The organism is Pseudomonas sp. S2_E01 (genome assembly GCF_054668365.1).
This window is the reverse complement of the sequence record NZ_CP162762.1, coordinates 3,656,559-3,679,305: the sequence shown is the minus strand read 5'-3', so window position 1 is coordinate 3,679,305 and position 22,747 is coordinate 3,656,559. Positions and strand designations below refer to the sequence as shown.

The window sequence follows — 22,747 nt, the reverse complement described above, 5'->3', positions numbered from 1 at the left end:
TTGTGGAGGCTGCCGTCATGGCCCACGAACTCTATACCCGTACCAACCAGAAGATCTATTTCGCCGGCCTATCGCTGGAGGCCCTTGCCAAGGCGGAAGAGGGGCGGGCGATGAACTCCCTGGCGTTGATCCAGGCCGGGCGTGAGTCGGCACTGTTTCACCTGTATGGAGCGTTGCTGGGGCTTTGTCATGAGATCGCTGGCTTTTATCGCTTGCCGCAGGCAAATGCGCCACGGGCCGAGATGCTGCTGACCCGGGAAGTGCTGGAGACTATTGCCATTCCGGAAATGGCAGAGATGGTCGAGCTGGCGCAAAATCCTGAAACCTGGCTGGCCAGGTTACTGTCGGCGCATGCGGCGCTGTTTCAGCCGCCACGGGCGCCTCACAAACCCAAGGGGGACGTGACCCAACCGTTGATCGTGGCCGTTAACCTGGATGAAGATGACGAGCCTCAGGAACTCAGTCGCGAAGAACTGGAAGCATGGCGGCAAAACCTCAAGGCGTTGGCGCTGCGCTTTCGTGAAGGGTTGAACGAATGCTGACGACTTGAGCTCCGGGGTCAGTTGCAATGAGCTGATCCAGAAGTTGCTGTCCGAAATTTCTCTTCATGGTGGCATTTGGTCAAGATCCTCAGCGAAGCCTGACCGATGCCTATATAATGCCGGCCTTTCGTGGAGTACAGACCTTTATGCCAACGTCCTTTCTAGAAATTGTCGAGTTACCAGACGGCCGAATCGAGCTGCGAAGGGCTGAGGACGAGGGTTCTCTGGTTACTTTGAATTTCTCCGAGGATGCCAAGGCGTTCCTGCAAGGCCAGCACGTGGAGGTCGCCAAGGCGATGTTGAGCGTCGGCGTTCAGATGGCCGGTCGCCTGGTGGAGGGCGAATTCAACACGGATGAGGGTAATCGGGTCCTTCACTGATCCCGTTTGTCGCTTTTTTCGATACACCTACAGATCGGCTTCTCTGTCCTTGGAGAAGCCCTGCGTCAGACGGCGCACCCCTTGTTTAGCCCAGTCGAATATTCAAGCTTTGTGCATCCCCTGTGCGGGCCGCGCTAATCAACTGTTGCCGTGCGGTGGTTCCCAAAGGATTGAGCCAGCTGACGACCGTATGACTGCGCCCCAGGCGCAAGGCCTCACAGGTCAACTGCTGCGCGCTCTGGCTACCGCGCGGTTGCAACAGCAGAATGCGTTCACGATTCAGGCCAGCATCCCGTAGCCAGGTTTGTGTCACGCTGGCAGGTGGGGCGATCAATGTCAGCCACCGTGCATCCTGGTCTTCGCTCAGGTCGCGGAGAATCGGTGCCAAAAGGCTCAGGCAGTTCCCAGCCGCGCCACGCAATGATAGCTCGCTGAAGACTTCAGGTTCGGCGCTCCAGGGCGACTCGACCACGTCTTTCAGGATGGGCGCCATCGGCTGCATCATGAATGCCTCGAACAGCGGCAGTTGGGCTTGCTGTGGTGCGTGTGGGAACTGCATAAAGCCTCCTTTAGCGGCGAATGACGCCGACACTCAAGCCTTCGATCACCAGTTCCTGATCTTTCAGGTTGACTTCGATAGGGGCGAATTCAGGGTTCTCGGCAATCAGCCAGACTTTGCTGCCATCGCGCTTGAACCGCTTGACGGTCACTTCGTCTCCGATCCGTGCCACCACGATCTGGCCATTGCGAGCCTCGCGAGTGGTGTGAACAGCTAGCAAGTCGCCATCAAAAATGCCGATGTCCTTCATGCTCATGCCGTGAACCCGCAACAGGTAGTCGGCACGGGGCTGGAAGAAGGCAGGATTGATGTTGCAGGACTCTTCGACGTGCTGTTCGGCGAGGATTGGGGCACCGGCTGCGACTCGGCCAATGATCGGCAAGGTGGATTCGTCGGCCTTGGCTTCGAAGCCGGGGATGCGGATACCACGGGAAGCGCCCGGCGTCATCTCGATGGCGCCTTTGCGGGCCAGAGCCTTGAGGTGCTCTTCCGCTGCGTTGGGCGACTTGAAACCCAACTCTTGGGCGATTTCCGCGCGAGTAGGTGGATAGCCATTGTCTTCAAGGCAGCGTTTGATGAAATTCAGAATCTCTGCTTGGCGTGGCGTCAGCTTTAGCATTTTGATCGCTCTGTCTTTTTATACAGTGACTGGGATTATATACAGTGAAAGCATCTTGGCAATGCCCCTTTTTTTGCCGACCGCCAGACGGTCGATCCCAGTGCTGATTAACAGGGCATTAATGTATGGTTAAATAGCTGACCGAGCATTCCCAAAACGAACTGGCAGGCTTGACAACGCAAGGGCTGAAACGTATGTTTCAAACAAGTGTTTGTCAGGCGGAGTAGCCATGGCCCAGTCGGAAACCGTTGAACGCATTCTCGATGCTGCCGAGCAGTTGTTCGCGGAAAAAGGGTTTGCTGAAACCTCGTTGCGTTTGATCACCAGCAAGGCTGGGGTCAACCTCGCGGCTGTGAACTATCACTTCGGTTCGAAAAAGGCGCTGATCCAGGCTGTCTTCTCGCGCTTTCTCGGACCGTTCTGCCTGAGTCTCGATAAAGAGCTGGAGCGCCGCCAGGCCAAGCCGGAAAACAAGCCGTCCCTGGAAGAGCTGCTGGAAATCCTCGTTGAACAAGCACTGGTGGTGCAGCCACGCAGCGGCAACGATCTTTCCATCTTCATGCGTTTGCTCGGCCTGGCGTTCAGTCAGAGTCAGGGTCACCTGCGTCGCTACCTGGAAGACATGTACGGCAAGGTATTCCGCCGCTACATGTTGCTGGTGAACGAGGCCGCACCGCGAATTCCTCCGATCGAACTGTTCTGGCGCGTGCATTTCATGCTCGGGGCCGCAGCTTTCAGCATGTCGGGTATCAAGGCTCTGCGGGCGATTGCCGAAACCGATTTCGGCGTCAATACGTCCATTGAGCAGGTCATGCGCCTCATGGTGCCTTTCCTGGCCGCTGGCATGCGTGCCGAAACCGGCGTGACCGATACGGCCATGGCCACTGCGCAGTTGCGTCCTCGTAGCAAATCGACGCCGGTCGCCGCCAAGGTTTGAGCGTACATGGGTGGGCGCGGCAGCTGACATCCGCTAAGCTAGCCGCCCATGCCCACTCCCGTTTTGAATCCACTCCCCATTGATATCGCCGACCTGCCGGGTACCGTCCCCGACAGCGATTGCGTGCGAGCCGGGTTCATCGTTATCAAGGAATCTCTATGACTGCTGGCCTGCAAGGCTCGTTGATGGTGGACGTCGCCGGTACATGGCTGACGGCTGAAGATCGCCAATTATTGCGCCAACCTGAAGTGGGCGGCCTGATCATTTTTGCCCGCAATATCGAGCATCCCCGGCAAGTCCGCGAGCTGAGCGCGGCAATCCGCGCGGTTCGCCCTGATCTGCTGCTGGCCGTGGACCAGGAAGGCGGTCGGGTCCAGCGCTTGCGCCAGGGCTTCGTACGCCTGCCGGCGATGCGCGCCATCGCCGATAACCCGAATGCCGAATACCTGGCCGAACAGTGCGGCTGGATCATGGCTACCGAAGTGCTGGCCGTCGGCCTGGACCTGAGCTTCGCTCCGGTGCTGGACCTGGATTACCGACGCAGTGCCGTGGTCGGCACCCGGTCGTTCGAAGGCGACCCGCAGCGTGCGGCCTTGCTGGCCGGTGCATTTATTCGCGGAATGAACAGCGCGGGCATGGCCGCCACCGGCAAGCATTTCCCCGGACATGGTTGGGCTGAAGCGGACTCCCACGTCGCCATTCCGAATGACGAGCGCAGCCTCGATGAGATCCGCGCCAACGACCTGGTGCCATTCGCACGGTTGAGTCAGCAACTGGCGGCGGTCATGCCGGCCCATGTGATCTATCCACAGGTCGACTCCCAGCCGGCCGGATTTTCCCGCCGCTGGTTGCAGGACATCCTGCGTGGCGAGCTGCAGTTCGATGGCGTGATCTTCAGCGACGATTTATCGATGGCCGGTGCCCACGTGGTCGGCGATGCCGCGAGCCGCATCGAGGCGGCGCTGACCGCCGGTTGCGACATGGGCCTGGTGTGCAATGATCGCGCAGCCGCAGAACTTGCCCTGAGCGCCGCCCAGCGCCTGAAGGTCAAGCCGTCTGCTCGCATTGCCCGGATGCGTGGCGAGGCCTGCGCCAGCACCGAATATCGTCAGGACCCACGCTGGCTGACCGCCATTGGCGCCCTCAAAGACGCTCAACTGATTGAATAAGGATTTTACGTTATGACGGTTTACGCGATCATCGGTGGCACCGGCCTGACCCAATTGGAAGGGCTGAGTATTCGTCAGTCACTGGCCGTCGATACGCCCTATGGTGCGCCATCGGCCGAGGTGCAGATCGGCGAGTATGCCGGTAAGGAAGTGTTGTTCCTCGCCCGTCACGGCCATCCACACCGTTTTCCACCGCATCAGGTGAACTACCGCGCCAATCTCTGGGCGTTGAAACAGGCGGGTGCCGAGGCGATTCTTGCGGTCAACGCCGTCGGTGGCATTCATGCGGCGATGGGCACCGGGCATTTCTGTGTGCCGCATCAACTGATCGACTACACCAGCGGTCGCCAGCACACCTATTTTGCCGATGACCTGGAGCAGGTCACGCACATTGACTTCAGCTATCCGTACAGTGAACCGCTGCGTCAGCAACTGATCGCGGCGCTGGCGGCCGAGGGTGTCGCGTGCAGCAGCCATGGCGTTTATGCCTGCACCCAGGGGCCACGCCTGGAAACGGTTGCCGAAATCGCGAAGCTGGAACGTGACGGTTGCGACATCGTCGGCATGACCGGCATGCCGGAAGCGGCACTGGCTCGTGAGCTGGAACTGGATTATGCCTGCCTGGCATTGGTAGTGAATCCGGCGGCAGGCAAGTCGACGGCAGTGATCACCATGGCCGAGATCGAACAGGCGCTGCATGACGGGATGGGTAAGGTGAAGTCGACGTTGGCGCGCGTGCTCAGGGGTTGATTAGGGCTTGATACCGGGTTGACCCTATCGCGACGGTTCGACGCCTCGACAAGCTCGCTCCTACAGGTGCAATGTCGGCCTCTGTAGGAGCGGGCTTGCACGCGATAGCGATGTAACAGGCACCACAAACCTCAGCGTTTATCCAACTTGTCCGGTAACGGCGCAAACAACGCTTCGATATCATCGCTCTGCAACTTCCAGTCCCCGGCTTTGCGCCCATCCAGCACGCCCGCAGCGAGGTCGGATTTTTCCTTTTGCAGGTGCTGGATTTTTTCCTCGACCGTGCCGCGTGCAATCATCTTGTAGACGAACACCGGTTTTTCCTGGCCAATCCGGTAGGCACGGTCGGTCGCCTGGTTCTCTGTCGCCGGGTTCCACCATGGGTCGTAGTGAATCACGGTGTCCGCTTCCGTCAGGTTCAAACCAACGCCGCCTGCCTTCAGGCTGATCAGGAATATCTGACGCTTGCCGCTCTGGAAGTCCTTCACGGGGGCGCGGCGGTCGCGGGTCTGGCCAGTGAGCAGCGCATAGTCGATACCGCGTTTATCCAGCTCGGCTTCGATCAATGTCAGCATCGAGGTGAACTGCGAAAACAACAGGATTCGCCGACCTTCCTCGAACAATTCCTCGAGCATTTCCATCAGGCTGTCGAGCTTGCCTGAGGTGCTGCCGCGAGCGGGCAGGGTGGCGTCGTTGACCAGGCGCAGGTCGCAGCACACTTGGCGCAACTTCAGCAGTGCCTCGAGGATGATGATCTGGCTGCGTGCCACGCCTTTACGGGTGATTTCGTCGCGCACCTTCTTGTCCATGGCCAGGCGCATGGTTTCATACACATCGCGTTGGGCTTCGTTGAGCTCGACCCAGTGGATGATTTCCGTCTTCGGCGGCAACTCGGTCACCACTTGCTCCTTGGTCCTGCGCAGCAGGAACGGCTTGATCCGACCGTTCAGGTGCTGGAGTCTGACTTCGCTGGCGCGTTTTTCAATCGGTACCCGGTAATCGCGGTTGAAGCTTTTCACATCACCCAGCCAGCCCGGTAACAGGAAGTGGAACAATGACCACAGTTCGCCCAAGTGATTTTCCAGTGGCGTACCGCTCAGGCACAGGCGTTGGCGTGCATTGAGTTCACGCGCGGCCTGCGCGGCCTTGCTGTTCGGGTTCTTGATGTACTGCGCTTCGTCCAGCACCAGTACATGCAGTGGTTGTGCGGCCAAGCGTTCGACGTCCTTGGGCAGCAGGGCATAGGTGGTGAGGATCAGGTCGTAATCGGCCAGATGGTCAAAATGTTTTTTGCGACTGGCGCCGTACAGCGCCAGTACTTTGAGCTGCGGCGTGAAGTGCGCCGCTTCGTCGAGCCAGTTCGGAATCAGGCTGGTGGGCATGACCACCATGCACGGCCGGTCGAGGCGTCCGGCGTTTTTCTCGCTGAGCACATGGGCCAGGGTTTGCAGGGTCTTGCCCAGGCCCATGTCATCCGCGAGGATGCCGCCGACTTCCAATTGCCGCAGCGACTGCATCCAGCTCAAGCCTTCGAGCTGATAAGGGCGCAAGGTCGCGTTCAAGCCTTCGGGTGCAGTCGCGCTGTAGTCGCGGATGTCGCGCAGGCGCTGGGCAAAGGTGCGGATCTGCTCGCCACCTTCCCACTGCAGGGGCATGTCCTCCAGCGGATTGAGACGCGTGGCGTCAGCCTTGCTCAACCGCAGAGTGGTTTCGCCGGGTTCTTGCAGGTAGAACTCGCCGAGGGTCGCCAGCACCGGTTTCAAACGTCCGAAAGGCAGGGCGACTTGCAGTGGGCCGTATTCCGAGTTCGGGCGATTGGGGATATTCACCAGGATCAATTCGTCATCGCGGCGGCGGGCGAGGCGTTCCGGGTTGAGGATCTCGGTATGGGAGCGCATCAGGTTCAGCAGGATCGGCAGCAGGCTCAGCCGCTCGCCATTGACGATGATGCCCAATTCAAGATCAAACCAGTCGCGTTCCGGAGCCTGTTCGACGGTCGCGTACCAATCGTCCACGGCGGTCAGGTCGAAGCCGAAATCTTCGTCGATCTCCAGCTCCCAGCCTTGGGCGCGAAGCTTGGGTAGCTCATTGAGCGTGAACGTCAGCCAGGCGCTGTCGTTGACCATTTCATACAGCTCACCGGCGCTTTCCGGCAGGGCCTTGCTCTGGCGGGTGGCGATCTTGAAGCCGAGGATTCGCAGTTGTTCCCTGTAGGCTTGTTCCACTTCCGGATGGCGTTTTATCCGTAGCGTCTGTGTTTCCTGGCGAATCAGCACGTCGGCATTTTTCTGCCCGCTGGTGTATTCATCCAGATAGCTGAAGGAAAGCGCGGCACGGTGCTGGATATAGCGTTGCATCCGCCCGTTACGCGGTTCGAAGGCACTGAACTCGATGCTCGCCAGCCACAAGCGTGGAACCGGTTGCACGTTGTCCACCAGCACCTGGGGTGGTGCCTTCGGGCTGCGGTTTTCCAGAACTGCCTGGAGTTTTTCCAGCAGTTCGGCATCTTGTGCGGCGGCGGGGTAGGCCAGGGTTTCCTGGACTTTGAGCAGCACGGCTGCGCAATGCTTGCAGTTGTTGCGTACCGGGCAGGTGCACGTGGCATCGACCATCAGCAGGGTGGCCTTGGCTGACTCGCGCAAGTGAATGGTCTGGCGGTAGACGTTACCGCCAGACCCTTCGCAAACTGCCGTAATCGTCGAGTCGCCGGCCTCGACGATTCTCACGCGGTTTTCCAGCGCGTACCGCCGGCCGCGCTCCAGGCTCTGTTCCTTGAATCGGCTGACCCAGGAAGGTGCCAGGGGTTTGCTCAGGGGCGCGGACATAGGAGGTATCAGTCCGGAATTTCTTCAGGAACCGGGCGCGGCGCAGGAGCGGTCAGCGAGGTAATCTTGATCAGCAGGCCAAGGTGGCCAGCGTCGAGGAAATTCAGTTGGCCGTTCTTGGTATGGCTGTCGGTCTTCAGGCGCTCGCTGGCGGTAACCAGGCCGTCCGCGTTGATCTGGTTGACCCAGAAGTCGGCGTCGACGTCGGTAAAACGCCCCTGCTTGATGCTCAATGTGCCCTCGATCGGGAACTGGCCGAATTGTTCCTTACCGTCGCTGATCGCCACCCTGGACACTTCCTCGCCCAAGGTTTGTTGCCAGGCTTTATGGAGCAACACTGTGTAGTCATTGCTGGCGGTGAGCTTTTCCACCTCGCCATTCAGGCTTGGCGTGCGCAGGCTGTCGGGACTGATGCGTTGTGCGCCGGCGTCCCAGTCTTCCGGCGCTGCTCGGCTGACGATGGCCGGCACGGCGTTTTGCCGGACCAGAATCATTTCGACCTGATACAGATCATCGGCATGCGCCATCGGGGCGGCCAGGGTCATCAGCAAGGTCGTGAAGCGAAACAGGCGCATGCGGCGTCCTTCAAGCAGTTTTCGGAATGAGGCACTCAAGCAGTGCCTCTACAGTATTAAAGCGCTCTTCCGGGCGCTCCATCGGCACCATGAACTTGAATATCGTGGCGCCTTCGAATTTGTAGCGTTTGGGTTGGCCCTGAATCAACTTGATCAGTGTCAGCGGATCCACTGGTGTCTGCGCCGCGAACTCGATGCGGCCACCTTGCGGTCCGCCGTCGACTTTCTTGATGCCCAGCCCTTCGGCCTGCAACTTCAGCGCCGTGATGCGCATCAGGTTCTTCGTCGGCTCCGGCAGCAGGCCGAAACGATCGATCATTTCGACTTGCAGGTCCTTGAGGCCATCCTCATCGGTGGCAGAGGCAATGCGCTTGTACAGGATCAGCCGCGCATGCACGTCCGGCAAGTAGTCTTCCGGAATCAGGGCCGGAACGCGAAGATTGACCTCGGGGCCACCGCCCAGCGGCTGGTCGAGGTTGGGTTGTTCGCCCTTGCGGATCGACTTCACCGCGCGTTCGAGCATTTCCATGTACAAGGTGAAGCCGACCGCTTGAATCTGTCCGCTTTGACCGTCCCCCAGCAGTTCACCGGCGCCGCGGATTTCCAGGTCGTTGGTGGCGAGCACGAAGCCGGCGCCCAGGTCCTGGGTGTTGGCGATCGCCTCCAGGCGCTTTTCCGCATCCGGGGTGATTTGCTGGCGCGGCGGTGTCAGCAGATAGGCGTAGGCCTGGTGGTGACTGCGGCCAACGCGACCACGCAACTGGTGCAACTGCGCCAGGCCGAACTTGTCGGCACGCTCGATGATGATGGTGTTGGCGCTCGGCACGTCGATGCCGGTCTCGATGATGGTCGAGGCGATCAGCACGTTGAAGCGTTTGTGGTAGAAATCGCTCATCACCTGTTCGAGTTCGCGTTCGCGCATCTGCCCGTGGCCGATGCCGATCCGTGCTTCCGGCACCAGTTCGGCGAGGTCGGCGGCGCATTTCTCGATGGTCTTCACATCGTTGTGCAGGTAGTAGACCTGGCCGCCACGCAGCAGCTCACGGAGCAGGGCTTCCTTGACCGTGCTCTTGTTCTGTTCCATCACGAAGGTGCGCACCGACAGGCGCCGCGCCGGCGGGGTAGCGATGATCGACAGATCGCGCATGCCCGACACCGCCATGTTCAGCGTGCGCGGGATCGGGGTCGCAGTGAGGGTCAGGATGTCGACCTCGCTGCGCAGGGCCTTGAGCTGTTCTTTTTGGCGTACTCCGAAGCGGTGCTCTTCGTCGATGATCACCAGGCCGAGGTTTTTGATCTTCACATCGTCCTGCAGCAGCTTGTGGGTGCCGATGACGATGTCGATCTTGCCCTCGGCCAGGTCCGCGACCGCTGCGCTGACGTCCTTGGCCGACTTGAAACGGCTCATCACTTCCACGGTCACCGGCCAATCGGCGAAACGGTCGCGGAAGCTGTTGTAGTGTTGCTGGGCGAGCAGGGTGGTGGGCACCAGGATCGCCACCTGCTTGCCACTGTGCACGGCAATGAACGCCGCGCGCATCGCCACTTCGGTCTTGCCGAAACCGACGTCGCCGCAGACCAGGCGATCCATCGGTTTGGGCGCGAGCATGTCTTCGCGCACGGCTTCGATGGTGGTTTGCTGGTCGGGCGTTTCCTCGAACGGGAAGCCGGCACTGAACGTGGCGTAGTCCGCTTTCGGGTCGGCGAAAGCGTAGCCTTCTCGGGCGGCGCGGCGTGCATAGATGTCGAGCAGTTCCGCTGCCACGTCGCGCACCTGTTCGGCGGCTTTGCGCTTGGCTTTCTGCCAGGTTTCGGAGCCCAGGCGGTGCAGCGGGGCCAAGGCATCGTCACTGCCGGTGTAGCGCGCGATCAAGTGCAGGTTGGCCACCGGCACGTAGAGCTTGGCGCCCTCGGCGTATTCCAGGGCGAGGAATTCGGCGGCCTGGTTGTCGATCTCCAGCGTGGCCAGGCCCAGGTAGCGGCCGACGCCGTGGTCGATGTGCACAACCGGCGCACCTTCGCGCAGCTCGGTGAGGTTCTTGATCACTGCATCGTTATTGGCGTCGGCGCGTTTCTCCCGGCGCCGGCGCTGCATCACGCGCTGGCCGAACAGCGGACTTTCGGCAATCAGTGCAAGGGCCGGGTCCTCAAGTACCAGGCCTTCGTCGAGTGGCGCAATGGTGATCGCCAGGCGGTCCTTGCCGGCGACGAAGTCCGGCCAGCTGTCGACGGTTTTTGGTCGCAGCTTCAGGCGCTCCAGTAACTCCAACAGCACTTCGCGACGGCCCGCTGACTCGGCGGTAAACAACACGCGGCCAGGGAACTCGTCGAGAAAACCGGCCAGCGCGGCCAGAGGTTGGGTCGCCTTGGCTTCGATGGCCAGGTCCGGCAGTTGACTCGCCGGGAAGCGTTCGCGGCCGGCGCCGGCTTCCACATCCTGCTGGCTGGCGACTACCCGGGGCCAGTTCTTCAGCCGCGCGAAACAGTCTTCCACCGGCAGGAATAATTCCGCGGGTGGCAATAAAGGACGGGAAGGGTCGACGCGGCGCTCTTCATAGCGATTGCGCACGTCATTCCAGAAATTCTCTGCGGCCTGCTCGATCCCCGGCAGGGAAAACACTTGTGTGTCCTGGGGCAGGTAATCGAACAGGGACGAGGTTTCTTCAAAGAACAACGGCAGGTAGTACTCGATGCCTGCTGGGGTAATCCCGCTGCTCAAGTCCTGGAAAATCGGAGTCCGCCGGAAGTCCACGTCGAAGCGTTCGCGAAAGCGCGCCTTGAACCGGGTCACTGCCTCTTTTTGCAGCGGGAATTCCTTCGCCGGCAGCAGCTTGACCGAATCGACCTTGTCGATGGATCGCTGGTTTTCCGGGTCGAAGGTGCGCAGGGTCTCGATTTCGTCGTCGAACAGGTCGATGCGATACGGTAATTTGCTCCCCATCGGGAACAGGTCGATCAACGAACCGCGCACCGTGAATTCGCCATGTTCGTACACCGTATCGACGTAGCGGTAGCCGGTGGCTTCGAGCCGAGTGCGCATCTGCTCGACATCGAGCTTCTGGCCGACGTCCAGCACCAGGCTGCTGCCCAGCAGGAATTTGGTCGGTGCCAGGCGATGCAGGGCGGTGGTGATCGGTACGACCAGCACGCCGTGACTCAGCTCCGGCAGCCGGTAGAGCGCGGCGATGCGCTGGGAAATGATGTCCTGATGCGGCGAAAACAGATCGTAGGGCAGGGTTTCCCAGTCCGGAAAATGCAACACGGGCAAATCCGGGGCGAAGAAACCCAGCTCTTGCTCAAGCCGTTCGGCGCTCTGGCTATCGGCGGTCAGCAGCAGGGTAAAGCGCCTGGCAGCGCTGGCAGCCTCGGCGATAGCCAGGCTCAGGGCGGCACCGGGCAAGTTGCCCCAGTGCTGTTTACCTGCCGCGGCAGGGAGATGCGGTAGACGCAGGACGGGCACGGAAGTTTGAGCTCCAGCGTTGCGACAAAGTCGGTAATTGTAGCGGGCAGGGATGCCGCCTGTCAGTTGCAGACTTCGTCTATTACGTACGTTTGGCGAAATGTAGTGGTAAAGACAAAATACAGCGGTTTTTTGTTCAAATTCACTGATTATGTAGTGGCAAAACAAGCGGGTGTTACGGAGGGTTACGGACAAGACGACGGTGTCTACGAAAATGAGGGGCCGCTGAAACCCGCGAATTTACTGGGCTCCAGCGCTGTCATTTTTTTCGTTCGACTCATTTGTTACGGATCGCACGACAGGCGCGCATTGCTACGCGGGTTTCTCGGCGGCATAATGTAGCCCCTTTTTTCTGCCCCTACATGTGGAAGGTTCCCGTGACTCAGAAGCCCGACCAGTGTCTTGGTGAATGGATCGACCGTGAAGCACTCGCAGAAGCGATGATTCCGCTTATCGGTCAGCTCTACCGCAATAACAACGTGGTGAGCTCGATCTATGGCCGCAGCCTGATCAACCGTTCAGTCATCGCGATTCTCAAAGCTCACCGCTTTGCTCGTCACCGCCAGTCCGACGACACCGAACTGTCCGTCCACGAAACATTCCCGTTGATCAAGGCGATGAGCGAGCTCAAGCTCGGCGCCGCTTCGGTTGACCTGGGCAAGTTGGCCGCCAAATTCAAAGCCGAAGGCAATGGCCGTACTGCCGAGCAGTTCGTCCGCGAAGAGCTGGCCGATGTAGTAAGCCAGCAGAACGCCTCGGCTCGCAAAGGCACCGACGTTGTCCTCTACGGCTTCGGTCGTATCGGCCGTCTGCTGGCGCGGATCCTGATCGAGAAAACCGGTGGTGGCGACGGCCTGCGCCTGCGCGCCATCGTCGTGCGCAAGGGGGCCGAGAATGACCTGGTCAAGCGTGCCAGCCTCTTGCGCCGCGATTCGGTCCATGGTCCGTTCGATGGCACCATCACCATTGATGAAGCCAACAACACCATCACCGCCAACGGCAACCTGATTCAGGTGATCTACGCCAAGAGCCCGGCCGAAGTCGACTACACCCAATACGGCATCGAAAACGCCCTGATCGTCGACAACACCGGTGTATGGCGTGACGCCGACGGCCTGGGCCAGCACCTGGCCTGCCCGGGCGCTGCCCGTGTGATCCTCACCGCACCTGGCAAGGGCGCGCTGAAGAACATCGTGCACGGCATCAACCATGGCGAAATCAGCCCAGACGACAAGATCATCTCGGCGGCTTCCTGCACCACCAACGCCATCGTGCCGGTGCTCAAGGCAGTCAACGACAAGTTCGGCATCGTCAACGGCCACGTCGAAACCGTTCACTCGTTCACCAACGACCAGAACCTGATCGACAACTTCCACAAGGGCAGCCGTCGTGGCCGCGCCGCGCCACTGAACATGGTGATCACCGAGACCGGTGCCGCCACCGCAGCCGCCAAGGCGCTGCCAGTGCTCAAGGGCAAGCTGACCGGTAACGCGATCCGTGTTCCTACGCCGAACGTGTCGATGGCCATCCTGAACCTGAACCTGGAAAAGGCCACCACCCGCGACGAAATAAACGAGTACCTGCGCCAGATGGCCATGCACTCGGACCTGCACAAGCAGATCGACTACGTCAGCTCCCAGGAAGTGGTCTCCACCGACTTCGTTGGCTCGCGCCACGCAGGTGTAGTGGACGCTGAAGCGACCATCACCCAGGATAACCGCGTTGTGCTGTACGTCTGGTACGACAACGAATTCGGTTACAGCTGCCAGGTGGTGCGCGTGATGGAAGACATGGCCGGTGTGAACCCGCCTGCATTCCCACGCTAAGCACTCGCTGCACATGAAAACGCCCCGGCTTGGCCGGGGCGTTTTTGTTTGTGGGAGGGGGGCCTGTACCCTGTAGGAGCGAGCATGTCGAGGCGTCGAACCGTCGCGATGGTGTCATGAGCGGCGCTGGGCATCAGGTAGCCAGCGTTATCGTTGACGACCATCGCGAGCGAGCTCGCTCCTACAGGAGTGGGGGGATCAGGCTGTGCCGACGGTCGCCATGCGCAACGCATGACGGTTCCCACGGAACAGCACCAATGTGGCAATCAAGCCCAGTACCGCGGCGCCAGTTAGCCAGATCCCCGGCGCCGCTTTGTTATCCAGTACATGAATCAGGTAAGTACAGGCCGCCGGCGTAAAACCGCCGAACGTCGCGGTCGCCAGACTGTAAGCCAGGGAGAAGCCCGTGGTCCGCACGTGCACCGGCATGATTTCCGTCAGTGCCACGACCATCGCGCCGTTGTATGAGCCATACAGGAACGACAACCACAACTCGACAATCAACAAGTGGCTGAAGCTGGGATTCGCCACCAGCCACGACAGCGCCGGGTAGGCGGTGAGAATCGCCAGGATGGTTGCCGCCAGCAGCAGGGGCTTGCGCCCGACCTTGTCGGACACGGCGCCCATCACCGGCAGCCAGAAAAAGTTCGACAGGCCGATGCACACGGTCACCAGCAAGGCGTCCATGTCCGACAGGTGCAGTTCGGCCTTGCCGAAGGTCGGCGTGTAGGCAGTGATCAGGTAGAACGACACCGTGGTCATCACCACCAGGGCCATGCCGGCGATGACAATGCCGAAGTTCTGACCGATCGAGCGGATGACTTCCGCCAGGCTGGGGCGGTGTTTTCGTGCCTGGAATTCCGGTGTTTCCTCCAGTGAGCGACGAATCACGAAAATCACCGGCACGATCATGCAGCCGATCAGAAACGGCACACGCCAACCCCATTCACCCATCTGTTCCGGGCTCAGCCAATGGTTCAGGCCAACGCCGAGCAGACCGGCGAACACCACGGCGGCCTGCTGGCTGGCAGACTGCCAACTCACAAAAAAGCCTTTGCGACCTGGTGTGGAAATCTCGGCAAGGTATACCGACACGCCGCCAAGCTCTACGCCGGCGGAGAAGCCTTGCAGCAGGCGGCCAAACAGAACGATCAGAGGCGCGGCGACGCCCAGGGTGGCATAGCCCGGCACGCAAGCGATCAGCACGGTACCGGCCGCCATCATGGCCAGGGTGATGATCAGGCCCTGGCGCCGGCCGTGGCGGTCGATGTAGGCACCGAGGAAAATCGCCCCCAAGGGACGCATGAGGAAGCCGGCGCCAAAGGTGGCCAGCGATAGCATCAGGGATGCAAAAGCACTGTCGGCAGGGAAGAAGGTTTTGGCGATGGCCGTGGCGTAGAAGCCGTAGACCATAAAGTCGAACATCTCGAGAAAATTACCGCTGACAACGCGAAAAATCGCTTTGCCTTTGCCCGTATTCGAGGACATGGGAATGCACTCACTCTTGTCTGTCTGATCGGAAATCCCTGATGTAGACGTGTTCCCCCCATCACCTGTGCGGTGAATTCCCTTGGTGGGCGAGTTGTAACAATATGTGTATAAAGATCGTTAGGCAACAACTGGTTAGCTTGCTGCTTAAGCGTTTCAGTCGTCGTCGGATCAAGGTGAGGAGGGCTGGCTTGTCGCATAATGCCGGGCATGGGTGGTGTGTCCGGAATCAAAGCGGGGAGCGCAGCAAGTGTTGAATGGGTGGCAGGGTCTCGGTTTTTTATTGCTTGGCGCGTTGTCGGGCTGCGGCAACGGCGACTCCATGGAAGGTTTTGGCGGCCCGACCATGGGCAGCACCTATTCAATCAAGTACCTGCGTCATGCCGATCTGCCCAAGCCGGCAGAGGTCCAGGCCGAGGTGGAAAAAATCCTCGCCGAGGTGGACCGGCAAATGTCGACTTATCGCAGCGATTCCGACATCGAGCGTTTCAACGATCGACCCGCCAACACCTGTCAGGCCATGCCCGCGCCCGTGCTGGAACTGGTTCGGGTGGGTGAGCAGTTGTCTGCGCAAAGCGACGGCTCATTCGATCTGACGGTGGAACCTCTGCTCGATCTTTGGGGCTTCGGCCCCCAGGCTCGCGGTGAAAAGGTCCCGAGCGCCGAGGCGCTGGCTGACGCACGACAGCGTGTGGGTCATCAGCACCTGCGCATCGATGGCGATCAGTTGTGCAAGGATGCGGCCGTCGAAGTCGACTTCAACAGTATCGCAGCGGGATACGCGGTTGACCGTATCGCTGCGAGGCTCGAAGCCATGGGCATCCGCAACTATCTCGCTGAAGCCACGGGCGAACTCAAGGCTTCGGGCAGGAAACTCGACGGCTCGGCGTGGCATGTCGCCCTGGAGGAACCTCGGGACGATCAGCAGGTGGCGCAACGGATCATCGCCGTCGACGGGTTGGGTGTGTCGACGTCTGGCGACTACCGCAACTATTTCGAGCAAGATGGCCGGCGCTATTCCCACACCTTCGATGCTCGCACCGGTGCGCCGGTCTCACACACGCTGGCGTCGGTCACGGTGATTAATCCTTCGGCGTTGTTGGCCGATGGACTGTCGACGCTGCTGCTGATTCTCGGCCCGGAGCGTGGTTGGGACTACGCGGAAAAACATGGTATCGGCGCATTTTTTGTGATTCGTGCCGATACAGGTTTCGTCACACGCACCAGTCAGGCTTTTGAACGCCTCATTGGCGCAAAAACCGAGTGATCAACGTACTGAAGACTGGCGTTGTAGTGCAGGCAAAACTAGCCTACGACGCGACCAAGGGTTAATGTGCCCGGCGTTGACGCTTCTATAGACTGTGTCCGGGTTCTGCACTGGCCCCAAATTGTTCCTTCACGCCGCCGACCGGCGTGATTTAGCCGCAGGCGCACAGCGCCGCGGCCTGTTCTGAGGAGTACGCATGGCTGTCTACAACTACGACGTGGTGGTACTGGGTTCCGGCCCGGCGGGAGAAGGCGCGGCAATGAACGCCGCCAAGGCAGGGCGCAAGGTGGCCATGGTCGACAGCCGTCGCCAGGTCGGCGGTAACTGCACCCACTTGGGCACCATCCCGTCCAAGGCCCTGCGTCATTCGGTCCGGCAGATCATGCAGTTCAACACCAACCCGATGTTCCGGGCCATCGGCGAACCGCGCTGGTTCTCCTTCCCGGACGTGTTGAAAAGCGCCGAGAAAGTCATTTCCAAGCAAGTTGCCTCCCGCACCGGCTACTACGCCCGTAACCGTGTTGACGTGTTCTTCGGAACCGGTAGCTTCGCCGACGAGCAAACCATAGAAGTGGTTTGCGCCAATGGCGTGGTGGAAAAACTGGTGGCCAAGCACATCATCATTGCCACTGGCTCGCGCCCGTATCGCCCGGCGGACATCGACTTCCACCACCCGCGTATCTACGATAGCGACACCATCCTCAGCCTCGGTCACACCCCGCGTAAACTCATCGTCTACGGCGCTGGCGTGATCGGTTGCGAATACGCCTCGATCTTCAGCGGTCTGGGCGTACTGGTAGAGCTGGTGGACAACCGTGGCCAGTTGCTGAGCTTCCTTGACTCGGAAATTTCCCAGGCACTGAGCTACCACTTCAGCAACAACAACATCACCGTTCGCCACAACGAAGACTACGACCGTGTCGAAGGCGTGGACAACGGCGTGATCCTGCACCTCAAGTCCGGCAAGAAGATCAAGGCCGACGCCTTGCTCTGGTGCAACGGCCGTACTGGCAACACCGACCAGTTGGGCCTGGAAAACATCGGCGTGAAGGTCAACAGCCGTGGCCAGATCGAAGTTGACGAGGCTTACCGCACCTGTGTGCCGAACATCTACGGCGCAGGCGATGTGATCGGCTGGCCAAGCCTGGCCAGTGCCGCCCACGACCAGGGTCGTTCGGCCGCTGGCAGCATCGTCGAGAACGGCAGCTGGCGTTTCGTCAACGACGTTCCGACCGGCATCTACACCATTCCCGAGATCAGTTCGATCGGCAAGAACGAGCAGGAACTGACCCAGGCCAAGGTGCCTTACGAAGTGGGCAAGGCGTTCTTCAAGGGCATGGCGCGTGCGCAGATCGCCGGCGAGCCGCAAGGCATGCTCAAGATCCTGTTCCACCGGGAAACCCTGGAAGTGCTGGGTGTTCACTGCTTCGGTTACCAGGCCTCGGAAATCGTCCACATCGGCCAGGCCATCATGAACCAGCCGGGCGAACTGAACACGTTGAAGTACTTCGTCAACACGACGTTCAACTACCCGACCATGGCCGAAGCCTATCGGGTCGCGGCGTACGACGGCCTCAACCGGCTTTTTTGAGCGGCTCCGGCCGGTGGCCTGAGCCGGCCGGGGAGACCGATTTCAGCAATTCTCGAGGGTGGCAGTGGCCAAACCGGGAAAGTCTGTAATCAGGCTGTCAACGCCGAAGTCGGCGAGTCTGCGCATCAGCGCGGGCTCGTTGACGGTCCACACCGACACATGCAGCCCCTGACGCTGCGCCTTCTGCAGGCGTTCCGGCGTACACAGGGTCCAGTTCAGCGCCAGATACTCACAGCCATAGCTCGCCGCGACCTTCAACGGGTCGAGCCAGGCGTATTCGGCCACCAGCCCACGCGACACATCCGGCACCAGGTCCAGCGCGGCTTTGAGCACTTCCCGTGAGCTCGAGGTGATCGTCACCTTGTCGAGCAGGCCGAAACGCTGGGCCATCTCGCGAATCGCCAGCACCGTGGTCGCGGCGCGGGTGCGTGAAGCGCTTTTGACTTCCAGTTGCCAGTGCTCGAAGGCGCATTTTTCGAACAGCTCCTCCAGTGTTGGAATCGGGCAGGGTTTGATCCAGCCCGGGCCGCCCTTGCGTGCGTCGTATGTCACCAGTTCCGCAGCGGTGTGCTCGACCACCTTGCCGCGCCGGTCGGTGGTGCGCTTGAGCGTCGGGTCGTGGATGACCATCAGCTCGTTGTCCATGGACAGGTGCAGGTCGAGTTCGCAGCGGCGCACGCCGTGCTTGAGGCATTCCTGAAAGCTGGTCAGGGTGTTTTCCGGTGCTTCGCCCTTGGCGCCGCGATGGCCGTAGATGAGGGTCACGGTTCTTCCTTAAGTTAAATGCCTGATTCTTGTTCGCGGGCCAGGCGTCGTTCCTGGGCCTGCTTTTGCAAAATGTAGCGGGCGAGCAGTTGGCGCTGCGCATCGGTAGGGCGTTCGAACTCGGTGCCGACATCGAAGCCGTCGCCCTTGGGGTCGCAATGTGTGACACGGGCGCGCAGCAACAAGCCAAGGGCCTGCGGCATCAACACCAGTTTGATCGACAGGTGGGCGCCAGTGGCAATGGGGGTCGGATGCTGGAAGTCGATGCCACCCTCGGAGATGATCACCGGTTGTGGCTCGCCGATCTGGCCGAGCACGGTGAGGGCGACCACCTGGCTGAGCAGGTCGATGCGTTTGTTCTGAACCTTGAGGAATGCCGCGAGGTTGCGGTCGCGCTCGCTGATCTGGCGCAACAGGTGCTGCGACTCGAATTCGCTCAGGTGCAGTTCGCTGAGCAGGTTGAAGAGCGGGGAAGCATCCTGCAACACTTCCTGGCCTGCGGCTTCGGGAGCGGACAGGGGCCGAATTTCCAGTGCGATCGTGTCCTCGATACGGTAGTATTCGCGGCGATCTTCTTCATCTAATGTCGACATGGCGAACCCATGGTAGCGGCGGTGGTCTGAGTGTAAAGCTGGTTATCGACCCCCGCCACAAGGACGTTCCTTTTCCCTCCGAACAAGCCCCGACATGTTCAGACCTCTCTTCGTATTTATTGGCACGCGTTACACCCGTGCAAAGCGTCGCAATCACTTTGTGTCGTTCATTTCCCTGACTTCGATGATCGGTCTCGCCCTGGGCGTGATCGTGATGATCGTTGTGCTGTCGGTGATGAACGGCTTCGATCACGAGATGCGTACCCGCGTGCTGGGCATGGTGCCCCACGCGACCATCGAGTCCAGTGAGCCGATCAGCAACTGGCAGGGCCTGGCCGACAAGGTCAGGCAGAACCCGCAGGTGACGGCCGTTGCGCCATTCACCCAGATGCAGGGCCTGCTGACCAACAACGGCAGGGTCTCCAAGGTACTGCTCAATGCCATCGACCCGGCGCTGGAGCGGCAGGTGTCGATCATCGACAAGTTCATGTTGCAGGGCAAACTCGATGACCTCGAGCCCGGCAGTTTCGGCATCGTCATCGGCGACAAGGCGGCCGCCAAGCTTGGCGCGGCCATTGGCGACAAGCTGACCTTCGTCGCGCCAGAAGTCACCGTGACACCGGCGGGGATGTTCCCGCGCATGAAACGCTTTACCGTGGTCGGCATTTTCCATGTGGGCGCCGGCGAGATCGACGGCTATCTGGGCGTCACCAACCTGCAGGACCTGGCGCGGCTGCACCGCTGGAAGCCGGATCAGGTGCAGGGCATCCGCCTCAAGTTCGAAGACCTTTTCCAGGCGCCGCGCACGGCCTGGAGCATTGCCCAGCAGTTGGGTGAGGATCGTTACTACGCCCGCGATTGGACCCGCACCCACGGTAACCTGTACCAGGCGATCCGCATGGAAAAGGCCATGATCGGCCTGTTGCTTCTGCTGATCGTCGCGGTGGCGGCGTTCAACATCATTTCCACGCTGGTGATGGTGGTGAACGACAAGAAGAGCGACATCGCGATTCTGCGCACCCTGGGCGCCACGCCGCGCACGATCATGGGTATCTTCATGGTGCAGGGCACGGTCATCGGCGTAGTCGGCACATTGATTGGCGCCGTGGTCGGGATCTTCGCCGCGTTGAACGTCAGCGCCGCGATCTCGGCACTCGAAGGCCTGATCGGGCACAAATTCCTCAACGCCGACGTGTATTTCATCGATTACCTGCCCTCGCAAGTGCAGAGCCAGGACGTCGTCATGGTCTGCGCCGCCGCGTTGGTCCTGAGTTTCCTCGCCACCCTGTATCCTGCCTGGCGTGCCGCGCGCACCCAGCCTGCGGAGGCGCTACGTTATGAGTGAGTCGGGCATGAGTGAAAAAGCAATCTTGAGCTGCCGCAACCTGGGCAAGTCCTACGAGGAAGGCCCGGAGTCGGTGCAAGTCCTGGCCAACCTGCAACTGGAGCTGCATCCAGGGGAGCGCGTGGCGATCATCGGCAAATCGGGCTCGGGCAAGAGCACCTTGCTCAATCTGCTCGGTGGCCTCGATACGCCAACCCAGGGCAGTGTCTGGCTCGATGGCGAAGAGCTTTCGGCGCTGAGCGAGAAGAAGCGTGGCCTGCTGCGTAACCGCGCATTGGGCTTCGTGTATCAGTTTCACCATTTGCTGGCCGAATTCACCGCGTTGGAAAACGTCTGCATGCCGCTGCTGATCGGCAAGACCGCGATCCCCGAAGCGCGCCAGCGTGCCAGCGCGCTGCTGGAAAGGGTGGGGCTCGGTCATCGCCTGGAGCACAAGCCGGCCGAGCTGTCCGGTGGCGAGCGCCAGCGCGTGGCCATCGCCCGCGCCCTGGTGAACCGGCCTGGTCTGGTGATGCTCGATGAACCCACCGGTAACCTCGACTTGCACACGGCCGAGGGCATCCAGGATCTGATGCTGGAGTTGAGCACGTCGATGCGCACCGCGTTTCTGGTGGTGACCCACGACATGAACCTGGCTCGCCAGATGGATCGTGTCCTGCACTTGCAGGAAGGTCGCCTGACGCCCATCTGATTGACTGAAACCCGAGGCGCCGAGTGTGCCTCGGGTCTTTTATTTTTATACGGTGCTTCCGCGAATGTTCAGACCGTTATCGATCTATATCGGCACACGCTATACCCGCGCCAAGCGCCGCAATCGCTTTGTGTCCTTCATCTCGATGACCTCGATGATCGGCCTCGCCCTCGGCGTGCTGGCGATGATCGTGGTGTTGTCGGTGATGAACGGCTTCCAGCGCGAAATGAGCTCGCGCATCCTCGGCATGGTGCCCCACGCGACCATCGTCGGCGTGAACCCGATCGACGATTGGCAGCCAGTGGCCGCAGCAGCGATGAAGAACCCGCAAGTGACAGCTGCCGTGCCGTTCACCGAACTGGAAGGCATGCTGTCCTACAAAGGCTCGATGCAGCCGATCCAGGTCAGCGGCGTGGATCCGGCGCTGGAAGGCAAGGTGTCGATCGTCGCCCAGCACATTGTGCAGGGGCGTCTCGATGCGCTGAAGCCGGGTGAATTCGGTGTGGTGATTGGTGAAATCACGGCGCGCCGCTTTCGCTTGAATGTCGGCGACAAGATCACCCTGATCGTGCCGGAAGTCAGCACCGCGCCGGGCGGAATCACCCCCCGCATGCAGCGCCTGAACGTGGTCGGCGTCTTCAAGGTCGGTGCCGAGCTCGATGGCTCCATGGCGCTGATCCACGTCGCCGATGCCGCGCAGATGCAGCATTGGCAACCGAACCAGGTGCAGAGTGTGCGCCTGGCGGTGAAGGATCTGTACGCTGCGCCGAAGGTCTCCAGCGATATTGCCGGTGGCCTGGGCACAGCCTACAAGGCTGACGACTGGACCCACACCCAGGGCAGTCTCTTCAGCGCGATGAAGATGGAAAAAACCATGATTGGCCTGCTGTTGCTGATGATTGTCGCTGTAGCGGCCTTCAACATCATCGCCACGCTGATCATGGTGGTGAACGACAAGGGCGCTGACATCGCGATCCTGCGTACCATCGGCGCCACGCCCCGGCAGATCATGGGGATCTTCATGGTCCAGGGCACGGTGATCGGTGTGGTCGGCACCTTGATCGGCGGTGTTCTCGGAGTGATCGCGGCGCTGAACGTCAGTGAGCTGGTGGGCTGGTTCGAGCGGGTCAGCGGGCAGCACATCTTCAGTTCCGACGTGTACTTCGTCAGCAACCTGCCTTCGGAGCTACAGGGCGGGGATGTGGCATTGATCTGCACGGCGGGGCTAGTGCTGAGCTTCCTGGCGACGGTTTATCCGGCGTGGCGTGCGTCGAAGGTTGAGCCGGCGCATGCGCTCCGATATTCGTAAGCGGTTGAGTTATGTGTTGGCCGGGCCAGCCTCATCGCGGGCAAGCCCGCTCCCAC

General features: G+C 60.6%; 19 protein-coding genes. 11 read left to right on the top strand and 8 right to left on the bottom strand.

Annotation, left to right across the window (positions count from 1 at the left end; translation table 11 throughout):
- Positions 1 to 17: 17 nt before the first annotated feature.
- Together AB4O36_RS17105 and AB4O36_RS17100 are read left to right on the top strand one after the other, a co-directional pair.
- Entirely contained in the window at positions 18 to 542 is a 525-nt protein-coding gene (locus tag AB4O36_RS17105; RefSeq protein ID WP_460116875.1) for a DUF6586 family protein, read from the top strand.
- 146 nt (positions 543 to 688) lie between these two features.
- A complete protein-coding gene (locus AB4O36_RS17100; RefSeq protein WP_460116874.1) occupies positions 689 to 922 on the top strand; it encodes a hypothetical protein in 234 nt (77 codons plus the stop codon).
- A gap of 85 nt (positions 923 to 1,007) precedes the next feature.
- On the opposite strand, the gene sulA is transcribed toward AB4O36_RS17100, so the two are convergent.
- Together sulA and lexA are read right to left on the bottom strand one after the other, a co-directional pair.
- Positions 1,008 to 1,481 carry an SOS-induced cell division inhibitor SulA gene (gene sulA / locus AB4O36_RS17095; RefSeq protein ID WP_460139820.1) on the bottom strand — a complete coding sequence of 158 codons (474 nt, stop codon included), beginning with the start codon at positions 1,479 to 1,481 and terminating at the stop codon, positions 1,008 to 1,010.
- A gap of 10 nt (positions 1,482 to 1,491) precedes the next feature.
- Positions 1,492 to 2,100 (bottom strand): transcriptional repressor LexA, encoded by a 609-nt coding sequence (gene lexA / locus AB4O36_RS17090; protein ID WP_460116871.1) that lies wholly within the window; start codon positions 2,098 to 2,100, stop codon positions 1,492 to 1,494.
- A 229-nt stretch (positions 2,101 to 2,329) separates the two neighbouring features.
- On the opposite strand from lexA, the gene AB4O36_RS17085 reads away from it, so the two are divergent.
- The 3 genes from AB4O36_RS17085 (at position 2,330) to AB4O36_RS17075 (ending at position 4,956) form a co-directional block, all read left to right on the top strand.
- Entirely contained in the window at positions 2,330 to 3,037 is a 708-nt protein-coding gene (locus tag AB4O36_RS17085; RefSeq protein WP_460116870.1) for a TetR/AcrR family transcriptional regulator, read from the top strand.
- A gap of 158 nt (positions 3,038 to 3,195) precedes the next feature.
- Positions 3,196 to 4,206, top strand: a complete 1,011-nt coding sequence (gene nagZ, locus AB4O36_RS17080) for a beta-N-acetylhexosaminidase (protein WP_460139819.1) — start codon at positions 3,196 to 3,198, stop codon at positions 4,204 to 4,206.
- Between the two features lie 12 nt (positions 4,207 to 4,218).
- Positions 4,219 to 4,956: an S-methyl-5'-thioinosine phosphorylase gene (locus AB4O36_RS17075; RefSeq protein ID WP_460139818.1), complete on the top strand. Its 738-nt coding sequence runs from the start codon at positions 4,219 to 4,221 to the stop codon at positions 4,954 to 4,956.
- A 131-nt stretch (positions 4,957 to 5,087) separates the two neighbouring features.
- On the opposite strand, the gene AB4O36_RS17070 is transcribed toward AB4O36_RS17075, so the two are convergent.
- From AB4O36_RS17070 to mfd, 3 genes are read right to left on the bottom strand one after another with little or no spacing between them, the layout of a single operon-like run.
- On the bottom strand, positions 5,088 to 7,781 hold the full coding sequence (locus AB4O36_RS17070) for an SNF2-related protein (RefSeq protein ID WP_460139817.1): 2,694 nt from the start codon (positions 7,779 to 7,781) through the stop codon (positions 5,088 to 5,090).
- An 8-nt stretch (positions 7,782 to 7,789) separates the two neighbouring features.
- A complete protein-coding gene (locus AB4O36_RS17065) occupies positions 7,790 to 8,356 on the bottom strand; it encodes a CsiV family protein (protein WP_460116863.1) in 567 nt (188 codons plus the stop codon).
- A 10-nt stretch (positions 8,357 to 8,366) separates the two neighbouring features.
- Positions 8,367 to 11,816 (bottom strand): transcription-repair coupling factor, encoded by a 3,450-nt coding sequence (mfd, locus tag AB4O36_RS17060; RefSeq protein WP_460116862.1) that lies wholly within the window; start codon positions 11,814 to 11,816, stop codon positions 8,367 to 8,369.
- 362 nt (positions 11,817 to 12,178) lie between these two features.
- Between mfd and AB4O36_RS17055 the strand changes: the two genes are divergently transcribed.
- The gene (locus AB4O36_RS17055) at positions 12,179 to 13,642 is read left to right on the top strand and encodes a glyceraldehyde-3-phosphate dehydrogenase (protein WP_460139816.1); all 1,464 of its coding nucleotides are present in this window, start codon (positions 12,179 to 12,181) and stop codon (positions 13,640 to 13,642) included.
- 198 nt (positions 13,643 to 13,840) lie between these two features.
- Here the strand turns inward: AB4O36_RS17055 and tcuC are convergent, their stop codons facing one another.
- Positions 13,841 to 15,130, bottom strand: a complete 1,290-nt coding sequence (gene tcuC / locus AB4O36_RS17050; protein WP_460116858.1) for a tricarballylate/proton symporter TcuC — start codon at positions 15,128 to 15,130, stop codon at positions 13,841 to 13,843.
- Positions 15,131 to 15,380: 250 nt separating this feature from the next.
- Here tcuC and AB4O36_RS17045 point away from each other — a divergent pair, with 250 nt between their 5' ends.
- Positions 15,381 to 16,397 (top strand): FAD:protein FMN transferase, encoded by a 1,017-nt coding sequence (locus AB4O36_RS17045; RefSeq protein ID WP_460139815.1) that lies wholly within the window; start codon positions 15,381 to 15,383, stop codon positions 16,395 to 16,397.
- A gap of 196 nt (positions 16,398 to 16,593) precedes the next feature.
- Positions 16,594 to 17,988, top strand: a complete 1,395-nt coding sequence (gene sthA, locus AB4O36_RS17040) for a Si-specific NAD(P)(+) transhydrogenase (RefSeq protein ID WP_085723066.1) — start codon at positions 16,594 to 16,596, stop codon at positions 17,986 to 17,988.
- Between the two features lie 42 nt (positions 17,989 to 18,030).
- Here sthA and AB4O36_RS17035 read toward each other — a convergent pair whose 3' ends face one another.
- Both AB4O36_RS17035 and AB4O36_RS17030 read right to left on the bottom strand, forming a co-directional pair.
- Positions 18,031 to 18,753 (bottom strand): glycerophosphodiester phosphodiesterase, encoded by a 723-nt coding sequence (locus tag AB4O36_RS17035; RefSeq protein WP_368553611.1) that lies wholly within the window; start codon positions 18,751 to 18,753, stop codon positions 18,031 to 18,033.
- A 14-nt stretch (positions 18,754 to 18,767) separates the two neighbouring features.
- Positions 18,768 to 19,346 (bottom strand): PilZ domain-containing protein, encoded by a 579-nt coding sequence (locus AB4O36_RS17030; RefSeq protein ID WP_460139814.1) that lies wholly within the window; start codon positions 19,344 to 19,346, stop codon positions 18,768 to 18,770.
- Positions 19,347 to 19,440: 94 nt separating this feature from the next.
- On the opposite strand from AB4O36_RS17030, the gene AB4O36_RS17025 reads away from it, so the two are divergent.
- The 3 genes from AB4O36_RS17025 to AB4O36_RS17015 all read left to right on the top strand — a co-directional run bounded on the left by AB4O36_RS17025 (position 19,441) and on the right by AB4O36_RS17015 (position 22,691).
- The gene (locus tag AB4O36_RS17025) at positions 19,441 to 20,691 is read left to right on the top strand and encodes a lipoprotein-releasing ABC transporter permease subunit (RefSeq protein WP_460139813.1); all 1,251 of its coding nucleotides are present in this window, start codon (positions 19,441 to 19,443) and stop codon (positions 20,689 to 20,691) included.
- A gap of 7 nt (positions 20,692 to 20,698) precedes the next feature.
- Entirely contained in the window at positions 20,699 to 21,382 is a 684-nt protein-coding gene (lolD, locus tag AB4O36_RS17020; protein ID WP_460139812.1) for a lipoprotein-releasing ABC transporter ATP-binding protein LolD, read from the top strand.
- Between the two features lie 64 nt (positions 21,383 to 21,446).
- Entirely contained in the window at positions 21,447 to 22,691 is a 1,245-nt protein-coding gene (locus AB4O36_RS17015) for a lipoprotein-releasing ABC transporter permease subunit (protein ID WP_460139811.1), read from the top strand.
- Positions 22,692 to 22,747: the final 56 nt, after the last annotated feature.

Coding starts and splice junctions, on each gene's coding strand:
- AB4O36_RS17075 (WP_460139818.1), top strand. CDS start 4,219: ATGACGGTTTACGCGATCATCGGTGGCACCGGCCTGACCCAATTGGAA.
- sulA (WP_460139820.1), bottom strand. CDS start 1,481: ATGCAGTTCCCACACGCACCACAGCAAGCCCAACTGCCGCTGTTCGAG.
- AB4O36_RS17030 (WP_460139814.1), bottom strand. CDS start 19,346: ATGTCGACATTAGATGAAGAAGATCGCCGCGAATACTACCGTATCGAG.
- AB4O36_RS17065 (WP_460116863.1), bottom strand. CDS start 8,356: ATGCGCCTGTTTCGCTTCACGACCTTGCTGATGACCCTGGCCGCCCCG.
- AB4O36_RS17025 (WP_460139813.1), top strand. CDS start 19,441: ATGTTCAGACCTCTCTTCGTATTTATTGGCACGCGTTACACCCGTGCA.
- lexA (WP_460116871.1), bottom strand. CDS start 2,100: ATGCTAAAGCTGACGCCACGCCAAGCAGAGATTCTGAATTTCATCAAA.
- AB4O36_RS17055 (WP_460139816.1), top strand. CDS start 12,179: ATGTGGAAGGTTCCCGTGACTCAGAAGCCCGACCAGTGTCTTGGTGAA.
- AB4O36_RS17105 (WP_460116875.1), top strand. CDS start 18: ATGGCCCACGAACTCTATACCCGTACCAACCAGAAGATCTATTTCGCC.
- AB4O36_RS17100 (WP_460116874.1), top strand. CDS start 689: ATGCCAACGTCCTTTCTAGAAATTGTCGAGTTACCAGACGGCCGAATC.
- tcuC (WP_460116858.1), bottom strand. CDS start 15,130: ATGTCCTCGAATACGGGCAAAGGCAAAGCGATTTTTCGCGTTGTCAGC.
- AB4O36_RS17085 (WP_460116870.1), top strand. CDS start 2,330: ATGGCCCAGTCGGAAACCGTTGAACGCATTCTCGATGCTGCCGAGCAG.
- AB4O36_RS17070 (WP_460139817.1), bottom strand. CDS start 7,781: ATGTCCGCGCCCCTGAGCAAACCCCTGGCACCTTCCTGGGTCAGCCGA.
- sthA (WP_085723066.1), top strand. CDS start 16,594: ATGGCTGTCTACAACTACGACGTGGTGGTACTGGGTTCCGGCCCGGCG.
- lolD (WP_460139812.1), top strand. CDS start 20,699: ATGAGTGAAAAAGCAATCTTGAGCTGCCGCAACCTGGGCAAGTCCTAC.
- nagZ (WP_460139819.1), top strand. CDS start 3,196: ATGACTGCTGGCCTGCAAGGCTCGTTGATGGTGGACGTCGCCGGTACA.
- AB4O36_RS17015 (WP_460139811.1), top strand. CDS start 21,447: ATGTTCAGACCGTTATCGATCTATATCGGCACACGCTATACCCGCGCC.